Consider the following 18123-nt stretch of genomic DNA (forward strand, 5'->3'; position numbering starts at 1 on the left):
AAATACATAATTAAACAGTTGCAATCATATTCATAAAATCCGTTTCAGAAATAATTGGAATATTTAATTTATTAGCCTTTTCTAATTTAGCCGGCCCCATATTATCCCCAGCCACCACAAAATCAGTTTTTGAAGAAATTGAACTCCCTACTTTTCCTCCATTATCCTCAATAGCATTTTTAAGTTCATCTCTGGAAAATTGAGTAAAAACACCGGACACCACAAACATTTTACCCTCAAGTATATTTGTAGCATTCAGATTTACCTTTTCAATAATTTCAAATTGAACACCATAACTTTTTAAACGTTCAATAATAATTTTATTTTCGCTATTCTCAAAGAAATCAACTACACTCTGTGCAATTCGCTCCCCTATTTCATCAACTAAAACCAAATCCATCAAACTTGCCCTGCCTAAAGCATCAATATTTTTATAATGTTTGGCTAATTTTTTAGCAACCGTTTCACCCACATAACGAATACCTAACGCATACAACACACTTTCAAAAGGAATAGCCGTTGATTTCTTAACCCCATTAACTAAATTTTCCGCCGATTTTTGAGCCATTCGCTCTAAAGGCAAAATTTGTTCAACAGTCAATTCATATAAATCGGCATAATTTTGAACCAAATGATTATTATACAACAACGCAACCGTTTCTCCTCCAAGACCTTCAATATCCATCGCTTTTCGCGAAATAAAATGCTGAATTCTACCTATAATCTGCGGTGGACATCCATAAAAATTTGGACAATAATGATTCGCCTCACCCTCATTACGCACCAATTCCGTATTGCATTCCGGACAATGAGTTATATATTCTGTGATTTTCGAATCTTCCGGTCGCTTGCTTAAATCAACAGCAATAATTTTAGGAATAATCTCTCCGCCTTTTTCCACAAAAACACTATCCCCTATTCGAATATCTAATTTTTCAATTTGATCAGCATTATGCAAAGAAGCTCTTTTTACAATGGTTCCCGCTAATTGAACAGGCTCCAAATTAGCCACAGGCGTAATAGCTCCTGTTCTTCCTACCTGATATGAAATCGATTCTAGTTTTGTTGCAACTTGCTCCGACTTGAATTTATAAGCTATTGCCCAACGCGGCGATTTTGCTGTATATCCCAATTCCTCCTGGTATTGGATTTTATTCACCTTTATTACCACCCCATCCGTTTCATAAGGCAAATCATGTCGATGCACATCCCAATAATCTATAAAATCAAAAACCTCTTGTAAATCACTAACTACCTTCGCTTCTTTAGGCACTTTAAATCCCCATTTTCTGGCAGATTCCAAACCTTCAAACTGAGAGGCAAAAGGTAGTTTTTCTCCAGTTACAAAATACAACAAACACTCCAAAGGCCGCTTAGCTACCTCCGAACTGTCTTGTAATTTCAAACTGCCCGAAGCTGTATTCCTGGGATTAGAGTATGGTGCCTCACCAATTTCAATCAATTCCTGATTCATTTTTTCAAAACCCGCAAAAGGAAGAATAATTTCTCCTCGAATATCAAATTTTTCAGGATAACCATCCCCTTTTAATTGCAACGGAATAGATTTTATCGTTTTAATATTATTGGTTACATCATCCCCCTGAAAACCATCACCACGTGTCACCGCTCTGGCTAATTTCCCGTTTTCATAAGTAATACTGATTGACGCTCCGTCGTATTTCAATTCACAGGTATATTGCAAATCGACATTTCCTAAAACTTTTTGAATTCTAGCTTCCCAATCCAATAAGTCTTCTTTAGAATAAGAATTATCCAAAGAATACATACGCTGTGTATGCGGAACGGTTTGAAAATTTTTAGTAATCGTACCGCCCACTCTTTGCGTTGGCGAATTAGCATCGAAAAACTCAGGATGTTTATTTTCTAAATCCTGAAGCTCTTTTAATTTTATATCAAACTCATAATCAGATATCGTCGGATTATCCAGAACATAATAATTGTAATTATGAAGATTTAGCTCGTCTCTTAATTTTTGAATTGTTTCTAATACCGTCATATAAAAAAATTGGTCATTTTAGTTTCTGTGTAAACAGCGTACTAAAATAACCAATTAAAAAGAAATAACATTCAATTTTAAGACTCTATAATCGAATTTATTTGTTTAAATAATTGTCCGTCGCTCAGGAAAGCTCCTTGTTGAATTAGTGAAAAAATCGAAGTATTACGTTCCTCTGTAAATACTTTTTTTCCAACCTTCATTTCTATAGTTTCAGTAAACATATTATCACTAAGCCATTGCAAACCTTCTTTAGTCAAAAAATCTACATCAGGAACCAATGATTTCAAAACAATCGACTGCACATAGGTATCAAAAGTCTGAAAAAGGAAAATATGATTTTTAGAAAAATGTTCTAAATATTCTGCTTTAGCCAAAACACCTTCCCAAATCAAATCAGAAAAAACATCCAATTCCTGTTCTGCTACTTCCGGTTTTTCTTCTTTTATTTTATCCCATTCCGCCTTATCAATAGATTGAGTTGCTAAAAAATTAGTAAATTCAGGATGTAATTCTTCAAACTGTTCTTTAGTTAATCTAGAATATTTCATTATTACATTATTTTGAATCAAAATGATTTCAGTTAAAAACAAAAAAAATCCCGACTTTCATCGGGATTTTATTTTTATACACTTAGAAATTAAGCTTTTTCAGCCACAATTTCATATGGTAACTCAACGATAACATCTCTGTGTAATCTTACAGTAGCTGAATATTTTCCAGTACGTTTAACAATACCACTAGTGATGAATTTTCTTTCGATAGTTTGACCAGCTTTCTCTAAAGCCTCAACGATGTCAATATTTGTGATTGAACCAAATAATTTTTCACCACCTGCTTTAGCAGCAATTTTAATCTCAAGAGCTTTTAAAGCATCAGCAGTAGCTTTAGCATCAGCAATAATTTTAGCTTCTTTGTGCGCTCTTTGTTTTAGGTTTTCAGCCAATACTTTCTTAGCAGAAGCAGTAGCTAACTGAGCAAATCCTTGTGGGATTAAGTAGTTACGTCCGTATCCGTTTTTTACAGTTACGATATCATCTTTAAAACCTAAGTTTTGAACGTCTTTCTTTAAAATAAGTTCCATGTTGTTGTCCTTGTATTTTAGAAGTTAGCCCGCCGTAGCGAGGCAACAACTGTTATAATTAAATTATTATTTTAATAAGTCAGCCACATATGGCATTAAAGCTAAGTGACGAGCTCTTTTTACAGCTACAGACACTTTTCTTTGGTATTTCAATGAAGTACCTGTTAAACGACGAGGAAGAATTTTTCCTTGCTCGTTAACAAATTTCAATAAGAAATCAGCATCTTTATAATCTACATATTTGATACCTGATTTTTTGAAACGACAATACTTTTTAGTTTTGTTAGTTTCGATATTTAAAGGAGTAAGATATCTGATATCTCCGTCTTTTTTTCCTGAAGCAGATTGTTGTAATGTTGCCATGATAATTAAGCTTTTTGAGATTTAAGTTTTGCTCTTCTTCTTTCAGCCCAAGAGATAGCATGTTTGTCAAGACTTACAGTTAAGAAACGCATAACTCTTTCGTCACGTCTAAATTCAGTTTCAAAAGCAATTAATACTTCTGGTGCAACTTTAAATTCAAACAAATGGTAAAAACCAGATTTTTTGTTTTGGATTTCGTAAGCCATTTTTTTAAGACCCCAATCCTCTTTAGCTACCATTTCTGCTCCTCTACTAGTAAGAAAATCTTCAAATTTGCTTACTGTTTCCTTTACCTGTACGTCAGATAAAACGGGATTTAAAATGAAAACAGTTTCATAATGATTCATAAGAAATAATTTATTTTGTTAAATAAGGGTGCAAAAGTAATTAAATAATTCGAATAAAAAAACAAAAAACAACTTTATTCGTTGTATTGCAAAAAAAACCGATAAAGATTAGTGATTGTAAATAATTTACAATACTTTTACTAAGCCAAATCTTAAATTCAAAAAATTATGAAACTTAATTGTGTCGTAGTAGATGATAGTTCGATACAAAGAATGATCATCGCAAAGTTAGTAAATAATCACCCAAACCTACATCTTATAGGTGATTTTTCCAATGCAATTGAAGCAAAAAGTTGCATGTCTGTACATAGTGTAGACTTAATATTTCTTGATATAGAAATGCCTGTAATTAGTGGTTTTGACTTTTTAGACGGTCTAAAAACAAAACCTCAAATTATATTTATTACTTCAAAAGCAGAATATGCACTAAAAGCTTTTGATTATGATGCTACTGATTATCTACAAAAACCTATAGCTGTAGATCGTTTTAATGCATCTGTAAAAAGAGCTATCGATTTACACCTACTTAAACAAGACACCAAAGAGGAAGAAGGAGAACACATTTTTATCAAAAGTAATTTGAAAAAATTAAAAATCTACACTTCAAAAATCAAATGGATTGAAGCCTTTGGGGATTATGTAAGAGTAGTAACTGAAGATGATAGCAATCTGGTACTTTCTACAATGAAATCATTCGAAAATGATTTACCTAAAAAGAAATTTGTTCGTGTCCACAAATCCTACATTATAAATATAGACAAAGTGGAACGCTTTAATAGTAAATTTGCCGAAATCGGCACAACTAAAATTCCTTTGAGCAGAAACAAGAAAGAAGACTTAATCAAAGCACTTTCTTACGCCTAAGAAATTAATAGAAATCTACATTTAGTGTAACTTTTATTGCTCTAAATTGTGCAACACTATCAAAACTATTCAATATTTTTTGGATAGTTTTTTTTGTGCTTACAATTGACGATTCCTGAGGAATTTTAATCATTATAGTTCGGATATATTCATTCCTGATTCGGTTAATAGCCGGTTCCTCCGGACCAAGTACCGGAATTCCTAAATTTTGAAACAAAACCTGATACAACCAGATTGAACCTTCTTTTAATTTATTAAAATCACGATGTTTTAAACTTATTTTAATTATTCTGAAATAAGGAGGGTATTTATAAATCAAACGATCATAAAGCTGTTCTTTATACATACCTATATAATCATTATTAGTCACCTGCTGAATCGTATTATGATTAGGATTGTACGTTTGAATAATTACTTTCCCTTGTTTTTCCGAACGACCTGCACGACCCGCTACCTGAGTCATTGTTTGATAACTTCTTTCAAAAGCTCTAAAATCGGGATGATACAGCATATTATCCGCATTCATAATCCCTACCAGACTCACATTGTCAAAATCTAATCCTTTTGCAAGCATCTGAGTCCCTACCATAATATCTATTTCGCGATTTTTAAAACTATCAATGATTTTTTCAAACCCAAATTTACCTCTGGTAGTATCCTGATCCATCCTTCCTATTTTTCGCTCCGGAAATAATTGTATCAATTCCTGTTGAATTTGTTCGGTTCCAAAACCCTTGGTCGTCAAATCAATTCCGGAACAACTATGACAACGCGTAGGTTTTGCAATCGAATAACCACAATAATGACATCGCAATTCATTTCGATGTTTATGATATGTCAAGCTCACATCACATTGCTGACATTGCGGAACATGACCACAAGTCATACATTCCAGCAAAGGAGAATACCCTCTCCTGTTTTGAAATAAAATAACCTGTTCACCTAAAAACAAAGCCTCCGTAATCCCATCAATCAAAACATCACTAAAATGTCCGGTCATTCGCTTACGGAAATATTTATCTTTTAAATCTACCAATACAATTTCCGGCATTCTCACATTGGCATAACGATTTTTAAGTTCAACTAATCCGTATTTACCTATAGCAGTATTATAATAAGATTCCAAACTTGGCGTAGCCGAACCCAACAAAACTTTAGCTTTGAAAAAAGCAGCCAAAACTATAGCCGCATCACGAGCATGGTATCTTGGCGCAGGATCGACTTGTTTAAAAGTCTGCTCATGCTCTTCATCAACAATTATGAAACCTAAGTTTGAAAACGGTAAAAACAAAGCCGACCGGGCTCCTATCACTATTTGGGCTTTCTCCGAATTTTGCAACACCTGATTCCAAACCTCTACACGCTCATTATTATTATACTTCGAATGAAAAACAGCTACTTTGTTTCCAAAATACGCCTGCAATCGGGAAACCAGTTGTGTTGTTAATGCTATTTCAGGCAGCAAATACAAAACTTGTTTTCCAGTTGTCAAATATTCTTCAATCAGTTTTATATAAACTTCCGTTTTTCCACTTGAAGTCACGCCATGCAAAAGAGAAACTTCTTTTTCCAAAAAACTTGATTTAATTTCGTCAAAAGCTTTTTGCTGCGCTTCACTTAATTGCAATAGATTATCATTAGAGTCGCCGGTAAAGCTTACCCTATCTTCCTGAATCAAATAATCCTCAAAAATTTCTTTATCAATTAAAGCTTTTACAACAGCCGAAGAGGAGTTAGAAACATCAGTTAATTCCTTTACCGAAATCGGTTTTTTATGATTCGTCGCACTCAACTGAAAATAAGTCAGTACAATTTCTTTTTGCTTATTGGCATTTTTTAAAACACTCAATAATTCATTCAGTCCTTCATTAGATTCATACTTAGAATGCAAACGAATATACCGAACCATTTTAGGTTTATACGATTCCTGAATCTCGTCATGCAAAACCACAACACCTTTATCAATCATTTTTTGAATAATCGGAAAAATATTCTTTTTATTCAAAATACCGATAACATCCTGCACTTTTAAAGAAGATTGTTGTTGCAACGCCTGATAAATCAAAAATTCTTCATCAGTAAGTTGACTTTCATCAATAAAGCCTACCGTATTTTTAGTAATCAAGGTTTCGTTCTCCAACAACAGAGCACTTGGCATAGCACCACGATAAACATCACCAATTGCACACATATAATACGATGCAATCCATTGCCAATGTTTAATTTGATTTTCGGTAACTATAGGTTTTTCATCTAAAATTTGATGAATTTCTTTCGCTTCGTATAAAGTGGGTTTGTTTTGATGTAAATCTATCGCTAATCCCGTATAAATTTTACTTTTCCCGAAAGGAACCGCCACACGCATACCTTTTTGAATATAATGATACTCTGCTTCAGAAACACTATAAGTAAAAGTTTTAGCAAGTGCTAATGGTAAAATTACTTCAACGAAATACATCTATTATTACTTATTCTTTTAATATTAAAAGCCAACTATCTGCATCTATATTATTGCAAATGCGTATGTTCTTTTCTTTTCTTCAATTTATTTATTACCTCATTGAGTTCAAAACCAAGTAATAATATCATACAGTTAATCCAAATGTAAAACATAACAATCAACAAGGTTCCAATAGAACCATAAAGCTCATTGTATTTTGAAAATCGGATAACCCAAACACCAAAAAAATACGAACTTATAATAGTCAAAACTGTAGTAAAAACTGAACCTATAGAAATAAAAGAGCGGTCTTCCTGATTTTTAGTTCCAAATTTGAAAAGTACCGATGTGGTTATTAAAATCATCAAAATCAGAAACGCATAACGTCCCATTACTATCAATGGAATTTTATCACTTAAAAAATCCCTGGCAGTAAGTTGTTGAATAAAAACCTCAAAAACAACAATAATAGCCACTGTTACAATTAACAGAACAGCTAAAAACAACGACATACCAACAGCTACAAAATACTGATGAAAGAAACCTCTTTTTACCAATACATGCTTGGAATTTTCAAAACCACCTAAAATAGCATTCAAACCATTTGCCATTAAAAAAACAGACAACAAAAATCCCGACGATACTAAACCGGAATGACTGTTATGAAGAATATCGTTAATAATGTTTTTTATAGCATAGAAAGTATTCGGCGGAACACCGTCGGCAACAAAATCCAGAAAATCATCCTGAAATCCTTCAATAGGTATAAACGGAATAAGATTCAAAATAAAAAGTGCAAAAGGAAACAAAGCCATAAAAAAACTAAAAGCAATAGATCCTGCACGATTTGACAAAGCCGCCTCAGTAATTCCGATAATGTATAATTCTAACAAATCATACAAGGACAATCCACTGAGCCAATTGAGTTTTACCTTTTTTGCCCAGCGCACAAAATTGCGTAACAAAGGAATTTTCTGGAGCTTTATTTCTATCTCTACTGACATTAATAGTATCTTTTTACCGAAGAAAAATTATTCAATTGCCTTTAAACTCAAATCCATATTATAAATAGAATGCGTCAAAGCACCCGAAGAAATATAATTCACCCCGCATTCAGCATAATGACGAATAGTGTCTTCATTGATATTTCCAGACGATTCTGTTTGACATTTATCTCCAATAAAAGCAACCGCATCTCTTGTCATTTCGTAATCAAAGTTATCCAGTAAAATTCTAAAAACACCACCGGCAGCTACAATTTGTTTCACTTCATCCAGATCTCTGGCTTCTACAATAATTTTCAAATCACGATTGGTTTCTTTTAAATAGGCTTTGGTTTTGGCTATAGCCAATGCAATTCCGCCGGCAAAATCAATATGATTGTCTTTCAACATCACCATATCATACAATGCAAAACGATGATTCTCCCCTCCTCCTATTTTTACAGCCCATTTTTCGGCAACACGAAAACCAGGAGTCGTTTTACGAGTATCTAAAATTTTAGTATTTGTTCCTTCCAGCAACTTTACATAACTATTTGTCTTAGTTGCAATAGCCGACATTCTTTGCATCGAATTCAAAACCATACGTTCAGCCTTTAAAATAGACTGGGAACTTCCAGACACATGAAAAACAACATCTCCAAATTTCACTGGAGTTCCATCTTCTATAAAAGTTTCTACCTCTAAATTAGCATCAACATAATTGAAAATCATTTTCGCAAATTCAACACCTGCAATAATACCTTCATCTTTCACCAAAAGCTTCGCTTTTCCTTGTGCCGTTGCCGGAATACAGGCTAATGAACTGTGATCACCATCTCCTACATCTTCACGAATGGCATTTGCAATTAATAACTCTAACTCGTTTTGAAATTGTGCTTCGCTAATCATTTTTACTCGAAATTTTTATCTCGCTAAAGTAGGACATATTTTGTGTATTCTAAAATTTGTTTCAACTTCCCTAAAATTTATTCTGAAGCTAATTCTGTCAAAGATTTAAATACTATATTTGAACAAAATCAATAAATAAGCAAATCCAAATGCCTTCCATAACCCCTGAAAATGAAAACGCCAAAATAATCGAATTGGTATCTCAATACATCGATCTTAGTGTTACTCCTTTTAGTAAATCCGAAAGAACTGTTGTTAGAGTTGACAAACGCGACCCAATGTACGGAGGAAATGGAATTGTGTATTTATTACAAATGTTTGACGAAGGCGAATTAACCAATAACCGCATTGGCGCTTACATGGTTTTTTGCAACAAAGGAGATGAAGCCGGATTTCATACCCATGGCACCCGCCATGAAGAGGAACTTTATATCGTCATGCACGGAGAAGGCGAATACACCGAAATGACTAAAAAAGACGGAATTATCAGAAAAAAAACACTAACAAAAGGAAGCATTACCGCTATGAGCGGCGAAGGTTTTCATTCGTTAATCAACACTACTGACGAAATTTTGATTGTTTTTGTTATTACAACCAATAATCCGAAATAATCTTAATACAAATCATTATTTTCTAAAATATAATTTGAAGGCGTTTTTCCCAAATGCTTTTTAAACATATAAATAAATGCACTGGTGGTTTCATAGCCTAAATCGAAAGCAATTTCTTTTATCGATTGTTTTTCTCCCAGTCTTTTAATGGCTTCTAACAATTTTAAGCGAATGCGCCAATCACTGAAATTCATTCCTAACTCTTTAATGAATAAACGAGATAAAGTCCGGCTGCTCATACACGAAATTTCGGCGTAATAATCGATTGTATATTTACTGGCAACATCGTTCAACAAAAGATGCACTACATTTTTTAATCTCAGATGATTAGTCGTAGGCAAAAAAGTAGCACTTGGCTCAATTAAAGCCATTTCGTCTAAAAATACTTCCATGACTCTTCTTTGAGAAGACGTAACCCCAGCATCAGTTCCAAAAGAAATAATTTTAAAAAGCAATTGTTTTAAAAAAACCGAAATATCAAAAGAAAAACTAACCGTAGGCAATCCATCCGTAAAAGAGGGATCGATAAAAACACTGTATAAGTTAACATCTTTTTGAAAAGACACCTGATGCTCCATTCCTCCCGGAATCCATAATCCCTGTAATGGATTAACAACCCAAATTTGATTATCTACCACTACATTCATCACACCGCTGGTAGCATAAATTAACTGTGCTCTGGGATGTGCATGCGACAAACAAACAGCATTAGTTACCCTTTCGGTGTAACCTACAACGGGTAAATCAGGATTGATTTGGAATCCAAAATCTACAATCTTGTATGTCTGATAATCGTTATTCATTGTCCAAATATAGCAATTCTGACAACATCATTTATTAGCATCTTTGTAAAAATAATACAGCTGTTATTTTTTAAGAATAGTAAAAAACAAAATAATGACTCATGGAAAATGTAAAAACACATCCGGAAATAGTTCAAAAAACAACCTACTCAATACTTTTTATCATAAGTTTTTCCCATCTGATTAATGATCTTTTACAGGCAGTAATCCCGTCAATTTACCCATTAATCAAAGAAAACTTCAATTTAAGTTTCTCTCAAATTGGGATCATCACTTTTACTTACCAAATCATTGCTTCTATTTTACAGCCTTTTGTGGGAATGTATACGGATAAAAAATCAAAACCTTATTCTTTACTAATTGGAATGAGTTTTACAATGCTGGGATTATTTTTCATTTCTATAGCTTCCAGTTTTACTTATTTATTATTATCGGTAAGTTTAATTGGGATAGGATCTTCTATTTTTCATCCTGAATCCTCAAGAGTGGCGCATTTAGCTTCAGGCGGAAAAAAAGGTTTGGCTCAATCCATTTTTCAATTGGGCGGTAACGCCGGAAGTGCAATTGGTCCTTTATTAGTAGCATTAATCGTCATTCCACACGGACAGACTTATATTATTTGGTTTTGTCTAATTGCTTTAATAGGGATTTTTGTTTTGTACAAAATCGCATTGTGGTACAGCGAGCATTTATCTTTAAAAAACGCTGGAAAAATAGCTAAAGAACCAGCCGTTCATCATTTATCAAAAAGAAGAGTAATTATTTCATTGATTATCTTGCTAGTGCTAATCTTTTCTAAATATTTCTATATGACCAGCATTACAAGTTATTACACCTTTTTCCTTATCGATAAATTCCATTTAAGTATACAAGAATCCCAACTGTATTTATTTACTTTCTTAGGAGCTGTAGCAACCGGAACCTTAATTGGCGGGCCATTAGGTGATAAATTTGGAAGAAAATATGTGATTTGGATTTCTATTTTAGGTGTTGCTCCTTTTACACTTTTATTACCGCATGTATCCTTATTTTGGGTAGGCATATTATCGGTAATCATCGGATTAATCATTTCTTCTGCTTTTTCGGCTATTTTAGTTTATGCAACCGAATTATTACCCGGAAAATTAGGTTTAGTAGCCGGATTGTTCTTTGGATTTGCCTTTGGAATGGGCGGTTTGGGTTCGGCTATTTTAGGAAAATTAGCCGATGCGACCAGTATTGCTCATGTTTTTAATATTTGTGCTTTTTTGCCTTTATTGGGAATCATAACAGGATTTTTACCTAATATCGAAAACAAAAAAGTGGCATAACAGTTATTTGTTGATTTTTGAAGCTGCAATTAAAATCAAAAGCAGTTTAATATATTTGCAGCTTCGAAAATCATCCTCAAAATGAACATCAAACTCATCGCCATAGGCAAAACCGATAATAAAGCATTGCAAACCTTAATTGACGATTATACCAAACGATTGTCTTTTTATATCAAATTTGAGTTAGAAATTATTCCTGACATCAAGAATGTAAAAAACTTATCGGAAAATCAGCAGAAAGAAAAAGAAGGTGAATTGATTTTATCTAAAATCGGTTCCTCTGACCAATTAATTCTTTTGGATGAAAATGGGAAGAACTTCTCCAGTGTAGGATTTTCGGAAGAATTACAAAAAAAAATGAATTCGGGAATCAAAACCTTGGTTTTTGTAATTGGCGGGCCTTATGGATTTTCGGAAACTGTTTATGCCAAAGCACAAGGAAAAATTTCACTTTCTAAAATGACTTTTTCACACCAAATGGTTCGTTTATTTTTTATCGAACAATTGTACCGTGGTTTTACCATTTTAAGAAACGAACCTTATCACCATCAGTAATTTAAAATAGAAATAAAGATTGCTTTGATTTTTCAAATTTTCTCAATCGCTGTTCCAAAATAAATCAATGAATAAACTCGTAAGGAGCAATAGGATTTACATTATACAAATCAAATTTTCGTAATAAAATCTTATTTTGAAGATACTCTCCATAAGACATATTTTTATCGAATTGTATAACAATACGCGGTTTTAATATAAACTGAATACTGAAAAATTCCTGTAATAAATCTGATTTTTTTACATATTTTCCATTTAACGAAACCATGTCTGCGCGTTTTTTAAAATAGATAACAAAGTCATCTTTTTTTGGTTTTCGCATACTGTAATACACTTTTGTAAAAGGAATAAAAGCCATATTTTTCTTTATCGAGTCGGCGTAAGCAAAATAATTCTCTGCTTTTTCGTTTTTATGAGCTTTTTCCTGACGCTTTTTTTCCTGCAATTTTATCACTTCCGGAATTACTATTTTCAAGGGCAAACGCTTATCAATATTAAAAATCCAATTTGTGGTGATGATACTGTTTTTTCGATTCACTTCAACTAAAGTATCTTTGTCTTTTGTTCTGAAAAAAAGATAAATCGGCGAATGATCCTGAACATCACTAACTACTGTTGTATCTGATTTTGGGAGTAAAATATCTTCTTTATTACCACAGGAAAACAAAAAAAACACAACAATAAGACTAAAATATTTCATTTTTAAGAATTTAATTTTTCGAACAATTTCACGCATTCAACAGCCTCTTTCACATCATGTACCCGCAATATTTGCGCACCTTTAGTTAAAGCAATGGTATTTAAAAACGTAGTTCCATTTAAAGCTTCATCGGCACCTATTGCTAAAGTTTTATGAATCATCGATTTTCTGGAAATACCAACTAAAACAGGCAATGCAAAATTATGAAACAAACTCAATTTTTGCATCACTTCGTAATTTTGTTCAATCGTTTTTGCAAATCCAAAACCAGGATCAACAATCAAATCATTTATCCCTAAACTTCTTGCCTGTGCTATTTTTTCTGAAAAGTAGAACAACATTTCTTTCACAATATCCTCATAAGTTGTCATACTTTGCATCGTTTGAGGCGTTCCTCGCATGTGCATCATAATATATGGAACCTGATAATGCGCAACTACTTCCAACATTTTATCATCAAGATTTCCAGCCGAAATATCATTAATTATTGCCGCCCCGTTTTCGATACAGGCACTGGCAACTTTACTCCTGAATGTATCTATAGAAATTAGAATTTTAGGAAAATGCTTTACTAATAACTGTACAACCGGAACAATTCTATTCAACTCCTCTTCTTCTGAAACAAATTCCGCACTAGGTTTACTGGAATAAGCCCCAATATCAATAAAAGTAGCTCCTTCAGCCAGCATTCTTTCAACTTTAACTAAAATTTCTTCTTCACTGGAATACCTACCACCATCAAAAAAAGAATTAGGAGTAATATTCAAAATCCCCATCACTTTAGGCTGTGATAAATCAATCAGTTGTCCCTTACAATTTATTGTCATTTTTTAATCTTAATTTAAAGTTGAATCCTTTTAAAATTTATCCCTATTTTTGGGAAAATTTTAGACAAATATACATCAATAATAATGAAGAATACTTCTCAACAGTACGATAAGGTAATTGAATTTTGTCGTTCCTTATTCGTTAATAAAATGCAGGATTATGGCAGTGCGTGGCGCATTTTACGATTACCATCCCTGACTGATCAAATTTTTATCAAAGCGCAAAGAATTCGCAGTTTACAGGAAAACGAAGTTCGAAAAGTAGATGAAGATGAATCAAGCGAATTCATCGGAATTATCAATTATTCGATTATGGCTTTGATTCAATTAGAATTGGGCGTTGTAGATCAGCCCGATTTAAATGTTGAAAAAGCTACCGAATTATATGATGCGAAAGTAAAACTTACCAAAGATTTAATGGAAGCCAAAAACCATGATTACGGTGAAGCCTGGCGTGATATGAGAGTAAGTTCATTAACGGATTTAATTCTTCAAAAATTACTTCGCGTAAAGCAAATTGAAGACAACAAAGGAAAAACAATCGTTTCTGAAGGTATTGATGCCAATTACCAAGACATGATTAATTACTCTGTTTTTGCTTTAATATTAATGGGATTTAGCAGCACCAAATAATACTTATGAAGAACTTTATAACCCAATTTTCCAGATTATTTGTTGGCGTTTTATTTATCATCTCCGGATTAATTAAGTTGAACGACCCAATAGGATTTTCCTATAAATTAACTGAATATTTCAGCGAACCTGTTTTCAATCTGCCTTTTTTAACTCCTTATTGCCTGTATTTAGCCTTATTTTTAGTTATTGTAGAAGTGGTTTTAGGGGTCATGCTGCTTATCGGTTATAAAACTAAATTTACAGTCAGGAGTTTATTGCTAATGATTGTATTCTTTACATTCCTTACTTTTTATTCCGCTTATTTTGATGTAGTCAAAGATTGTGGTTGTTTTGGAGATGCTTTACACCTGACTCCCTGGGAATCTTTCACTAAAGATGTCATTCTATTAGTTTTAATTCTAATTTTATTTGTCAACCAAAAACAAATAAAACCTTTATTTAACAATAGTAGTTTTCAAAATGCCATTGTTTATTTAGGTTTAGCAATTAGTATTTCTATTGCATATATCGTTTTAAATCATTTACCAATAATTGATTTTCGTCCGTACAAAGTAGGCAACAACATTCAAAAAGGAATGAAAATTCCCGAAGGCGCTCCAACTCCGGTTGTAGAAATGATATTCATTTACAAAGTGAACGGTGTCCAAAAAGAATTTACCGAAAAAGATTTAACAAACCTTCCTGAAGGGGCTGAATTTGTAGACAGAAAAGATAAAGTAATCAGTCAGGGTTACATTCCTCCTATCCACGATTTTACCATGATGAAAGACGATTCCGACTACAAGGATGAATTGCTTCAGGAACCTAAATTAGTAATGATTGTCACTTACGATTTAAGTTTATCCAAAGAAGAAGGTATGATAAAATTAGCTTCATTATATAAAGAAGCTTCTGCCAAAGGATACAAAGTAATTGGTATGACTAATTCACCAAAGGAAGAAATTGAAAAAGCACAAAAAAAATACAATCTGAAATTTGATTTTTATGGCTGTGATGCTATTGCCTTAAAAACCATTGAAAGAGCCAATCCCAGTATCATAGTTCTTGACAAGGGAACCATCAAACAAAAAGTTCACTACAACGATATTAGTGAATTAAAATTATAATAATAAAAAGCTTGTAAATGCAATTTAAAGACATTTATGAGCTTTTTTTATATGTTTAAAGTTTAGAAAAACGACTAAAACAAGTCTTTTAAGCGATCGTTTAGATGGAAAATGAAAGTTTTTATTGCTCCTTTTTAAAACAACAAAGCTAACTATTACGTTTTCTTTTGTTTTTTTATAACTCTAAAAGCCGTATTTGTTATTTTATTTATTAATATTCAAAAAACAATCATTTGAGATATAGGTTTATTTTAACTTTGTTACAATGAAAAAAATAAAAACAACAATAGCTTTTTTAGTGTTTTTTGTAGCTTTTTCTTGTTCCAAAGCAGACAGGCAAAAAGCAACATTTTCTAAAGAAGCATTAGCCGAAACGGTTTTAAATACTGATGGGAATCAAATTGCTTTCAACAAGATTTTATCTCAAAATAAAGGAAAAAATGTAGTGATTAAAATTTGGGCAAGCTGGTGTCGCGATTGCATCGAAGAAATTCCAAAAATGAAAGAATTACAAGTTGCTCATCCCGAAACTAATTACATCTATATTTCGATGGATGATACAGCTGAAAGATGGAAATACGGCATTGAAAAATACCAATTGAAAGGAGCGCATTTTATGGCAAAAGATCAAATGAAAGGTGCTTTTGCAAAAGCGATAGATTTAGATTGGATTCCAAGATATATCATCGTTAATAAAACAGGAAAAATTGTTTTGTATCATACAAGTGAAAATGATTTTGATAAAATCAGCTCAATTTTAACCCAATTAGAAAAAGGAACGATTTAAAAATTTAATAAAAACAAAATTCAAATATAACACTACGAAAATGAGAAAAAAAATTGTAGCAGGAAACTGGAAAATGCACAAGAATGCAGCACAAACTAGCGAATTATTAAGTGAATTAATTGCAAAAGTGCCTGCTAATACTACAGCACAAGTAATTGTTGCGCCTACATTTGTAAACTTGGCTGCAGCAGTAAACCAATTAAAAGGGACTAACATTAGTGTTTCAGCTCAAAACGTTCACCAAACTGAAAGCGGAGCATTTACAGGAGAAATTTCTGCTGATATGTTAACATCTGTTGGAGTAAATACAGTAATCCTTGGTCACTCTGAGCGTAGAGCTATTTTCCACGAAAGTGATGCTTTAATTGCTGATAAAGTAAATACGGCGCTGAAACATGATATGACAGTTATTTTTTGCTTTGGTGAAGAATTAAAAGACCGTCAGTCAGGAAATCATTTCAACATTGTTGAAAACCAATTAAAAGATGGTTTGTTCCAGGTTGACGCTAAATCATGGGATAAAATCGTTTTAGCTTACGAACCGGTTTGGGCTATCGGAACCGGAGAAACAGCTTCTCCTGAACAAGCACAGGAAATGCACGAATTTATCAGAGAAACAATTCTTAAAGCTTACGGAAAAGAAATTGCTGAAAACGCAACAATTCTTTACGGAGGTTCAGTAAAACCAGAAAATGCTAAAGAAATTTTCGGAAAACCAGATGTAGACGGTGGTCTAATTGGTGGAGCTGCATTAAAAGCTGATGATTTCGTTGCTATCGTTACAGCAATCTAATACCAAAAATATTTTTATAAGAATCCTCAATTACTCCTGTAATTGGGGATTTTTTGATTAAAAATCGAATTACAAATACTACTCTCCTTAGAAATACGTTATCCAAAAAACATTGTTTTAAAAATGGAATCTAAAAATCTAATCAACAAATCAGCAAATAAAATTTGGCAAAAATGGTCTATCGCAATCCGAATAACACCATTAATCATTATTCTTGCGCTACTTAAAACCCTTACCCATTATTTAGGATGGGAAGTACTTGAATTAAATGCCCTTTTTACCAGTTTGGTCGCAGGAACTATATTTCTTATTGGATTTTTAATCAGTGGTGTATTATCCGACTATAAAGAAAGTGAAAAATTACCTAGTGAACTTTCGGCTTCCATGAAATCACTAGTTGATGATACTTACACCATTTACAAAACTAAAAATACCTTAACAGCGCTGGAATTTATAGAATTTCAAAAAATGTTTTGTAACTCTCTTATAAATTGGTTTTACAAAAAAGAGAAAACAAAAGTCATTTTGAAAAAAATAAGCGATATGAATCATTTTTTCATTGAACTGGATAAAGAAGGCGTTCAGGTCGGTTATATCATTAAAATGAAAAATGAGCAAAACAATCTTCGAAAAATGATTCTTCGCATTGACACCATTAGAGATACTAATTTTGTAGGGTCGGCTTATACCATCTTAGAAGCAATGGGATTTCTAATAGGATGCAGTCTTTTAATTATCAAAATAGAACCTTTCTATGCATCTTTATTTTTTACATTAGTAGTAACTTTTTTAATAGCCTATATGTTTCTCTTAATTAAAGATTTAGACAATCCGTTTGACTATTCTAATAATGGAGAAAGCGGAACAGAAGTTTCTTTAAAACCAATACACGACCTCAGAAAAATACTGATCGATTATATATAAAATAACTAGGTTAATTTTAATATTCCTTATCCATTTTAGCTTAAAATATTCCTGAAATAAATGC

General features: G+C 32.6%; 20 protein-coding genes. 9 read left to right on the top strand and 11 right to left on the bottom strand.

Going from position 1 to position 18123, the window contains the following annotated elements; genetic code table 11:
* Positions 1-10 precede the first annotated feature (10 nt).
* From ligA to rpsF, 5 genes are all read right to left on the bottom strand, one after another.
* The gene (ligA, locus tag BLR17_RS10500; RefSeq protein ID WP_066323602.1) at positions 11-2017 is read right to left on the bottom strand and encodes an NAD-dependent DNA ligase LigA; all 2007 of its coding nucleotides are present in this window, start codon (positions 2015-2017) and stop codon (positions 11-13) included.
* 77 nt (positions 2018-2094) lie between these two features.
* On the bottom strand, positions 2095-2568 hold the full coding sequence (locus BLR17_RS10505) for a DUF6495 family protein (protein ID WP_066323599.1): 474 nt from the start codon (positions 2566-2568) through the stop codon (positions 2095-2097).
* An 89-nt stretch (positions 2569-2657) separates the two neighbouring features.
* A complete protein-coding gene (rplI, locus tag BLR17_RS10510; RefSeq protein WP_066323597.1) occupies positions 2658-3101 on the bottom strand; it encodes a 50S ribosomal protein L9 in 444 nt (147 codons plus the stop codon).
* Positions 3102-3167: 66 nt separating this feature from the next.
* Positions 3168-3464, bottom strand: coding sequence for a 30S ribosomal protein S18 (gene rpsR / locus BLR17_RS10515; protein WP_026715037.1), 297 nt, complete (start codon positions 3462-3464; stop codon positions 3168-3170).
* 5 nt (positions 3465-3469) lie between these two features.
* On the bottom strand, positions 3470-3811 hold the full coding sequence (rpsF, locus tag BLR17_RS10520) for a 30S ribosomal protein S6 (protein ID WP_026715038.1): 342 nt from the start codon (positions 3809-3811) through the stop codon (positions 3470-3472).
* Positions 3812-3979: 168 nt separating this feature from the next.
* Here rpsF and BLR17_RS10525 point away from each other — a divergent pair, with 168 nt between their 5' ends.
* Complete coding sequence (locus tag BLR17_RS10525) at positions 3980-4675, top strand: LytR/AlgR family response regulator transcription factor (RefSeq protein WP_066323592.1); 696 nt, start codon at positions 3980-3982, stop codon at positions 4673-4675.
* Positions 4676-4679: 4 nt separating this feature from the next.
* Here the strand turns inward: BLR17_RS10525 and priA are convergent, their stop codons facing one another.
* From priA to nadC, 3 genes are read right to left on the bottom strand one after another with little or no spacing between them, the layout of a single operon-like run.
* On the bottom strand, positions 4680-7133 hold the full coding sequence (gene priA / locus BLR17_RS10530; protein ID WP_066323591.1) for a replication restart helicase PriA: 2454 nt from the start codon (positions 7131-7133) through the stop codon (positions 4680-4682).
* A 50-nt stretch (positions 7134-7183) separates the two neighbouring features.
* Positions 7184-8119: a YihY/virulence factor BrkB family protein gene (locus tag BLR17_RS10535; protein WP_066323590.1), complete on the bottom strand. Its 936-nt coding sequence runs from the start codon at positions 8117-8119 to the stop codon at positions 7184-7186.
* A gap of 27 nt (positions 8120-8146) precedes the next feature.
* A complete protein-coding gene (gene nadC / locus BLR17_RS10540; protein WP_066323588.1) occupies positions 8147-9007 on the bottom strand; it encodes a carboxylating nicotinate-nucleotide diphosphorylase in 861 nt (286 codons plus the stop codon).
* A gap of 149 nt (positions 9008-9156) precedes the next feature.
* Between nadC and BLR17_RS10545 the strand changes: the two genes are divergently transcribed.
* Entirely contained in the window at positions 9157-9618 is a 462-nt protein-coding gene (locus BLR17_RS10545; protein ID WP_066323585.1) for a cupin domain-containing protein, read from the top strand.
* Positions 9619-9620: 2 nt separating this feature from the next.
* Here BLR17_RS10545 and BLR17_RS10550 read toward each other — a convergent pair whose 3' ends face one another.
* On the bottom strand, positions 9621-10421 hold the full coding sequence (locus BLR17_RS10550; RefSeq protein WP_066323582.1) for an AraC family transcriptional regulator: 801 nt from the start codon (positions 10419-10421) through the stop codon (positions 9621-9623).
* 101 nt (positions 10422-10522) lie between these two features.
* Here BLR17_RS10550 and BLR17_RS10555 point away from each other — a divergent pair, with 101 nt between their 5' ends.
* Positions 10523-11731 (top strand): MFS transporter, encoded by a 1209-nt coding sequence (locus tag BLR17_RS10555; RefSeq protein ID WP_066323579.1) that lies wholly within the window; start codon positions 10523-10525, stop codon positions 11729-11731.
* A gap of 81 nt (positions 11732-11812) precedes the next feature.
* Entirely contained in the window at positions 11813-12286 is a 474-nt protein-coding gene (rlmH, locus tag BLR17_RS10560; protein ID WP_066323577.1) for a 23S rRNA (pseudouridine(1915)-N(3))-methyltransferase RlmH, read from the top strand.
* A gap of 64 nt (positions 12287-12350) precedes the next feature.
* On the opposite strand, the gene BLR17_RS10565 is transcribed toward rlmH, so the two are convergent.
* Entirely contained in the window at positions 12351-12986 is a 636-nt protein-coding gene (locus BLR17_RS10565) for a hypothetical protein (RefSeq protein WP_066323946.1), read from the bottom strand.
* 2 nt (positions 12987-12988) lie between these two features.
* Positions 12989-13813 carry a dihydropteroate synthase gene (gene folP, locus BLR17_RS10570; protein ID WP_066323575.1) on the bottom strand — a complete coding sequence of 275 codons (825 nt, stop codon included), beginning with the start codon at positions 13811-13813 and terminating at the stop codon, positions 12989-12991.
* A gap of 84 nt (positions 13814-13897) precedes the next feature.
* Here folP and BLR17_RS10575 point away from each other — a divergent pair, with 84 nt between their 5' ends.
* The 5 genes from BLR17_RS10575 (at position 13898) to BLR17_RS10595 (ending at position 18059) form a co-directional block, all read left to right on the top strand.
* Positions 13898-14446 (top strand): DUF1599 domain-containing protein, encoded by a 549-nt coding sequence (locus tag BLR17_RS10575; protein WP_066323572.1) that lies wholly within the window; start codon positions 13898-13900, stop codon positions 14444-14446.
* Between the two features lie 5 nt (positions 14447-14451).
* Positions 14452-15555 (top strand): BT_3928 family protein, encoded by a 1104-nt coding sequence (locus BLR17_RS10580; protein WP_066323568.1) that lies wholly within the window; start codon positions 14452-14454, stop codon positions 15553-15555.
* A gap of 265 nt (positions 15556-15820) precedes the next feature.
* A complete protein-coding gene (locus BLR17_RS10585) occupies positions 15821-16342 on the top strand; it encodes a TlpA family protein disulfide reductase (RefSeq protein ID WP_139068304.1) in 522 nt (173 codons plus the stop codon).
* Positions 16343-16382: 40 nt separating this feature from the next.
* Positions 16383-17135, top strand: a complete 753-nt coding sequence (gene tpiA, locus BLR17_RS10590; protein WP_066323562.1) for a triose-phosphate isomerase — start codon at positions 16383-16385, stop codon at positions 17133-17135.
* Positions 17136-17258: 123 nt separating this feature from the next.
* Positions 17259-18059, top strand: coding sequence for a hypothetical protein (locus BLR17_RS10595; RefSeq protein WP_066323561.1), 801 nt, complete (start codon positions 17259-17261; stop codon positions 18057-18059).
* The last annotated feature ends 64 nt before the right edge of the window (positions 18060-18123 follow it).

It is taken from the genome of Flavobacterium glycines (genome assembly GCF_900100165.1).
Lineage (GTDB): Bacteria > Bacteroidota > Bacteroidia > Flavobacteriales > Flavobacteriaceae > Flavobacterium > Flavobacterium glycines.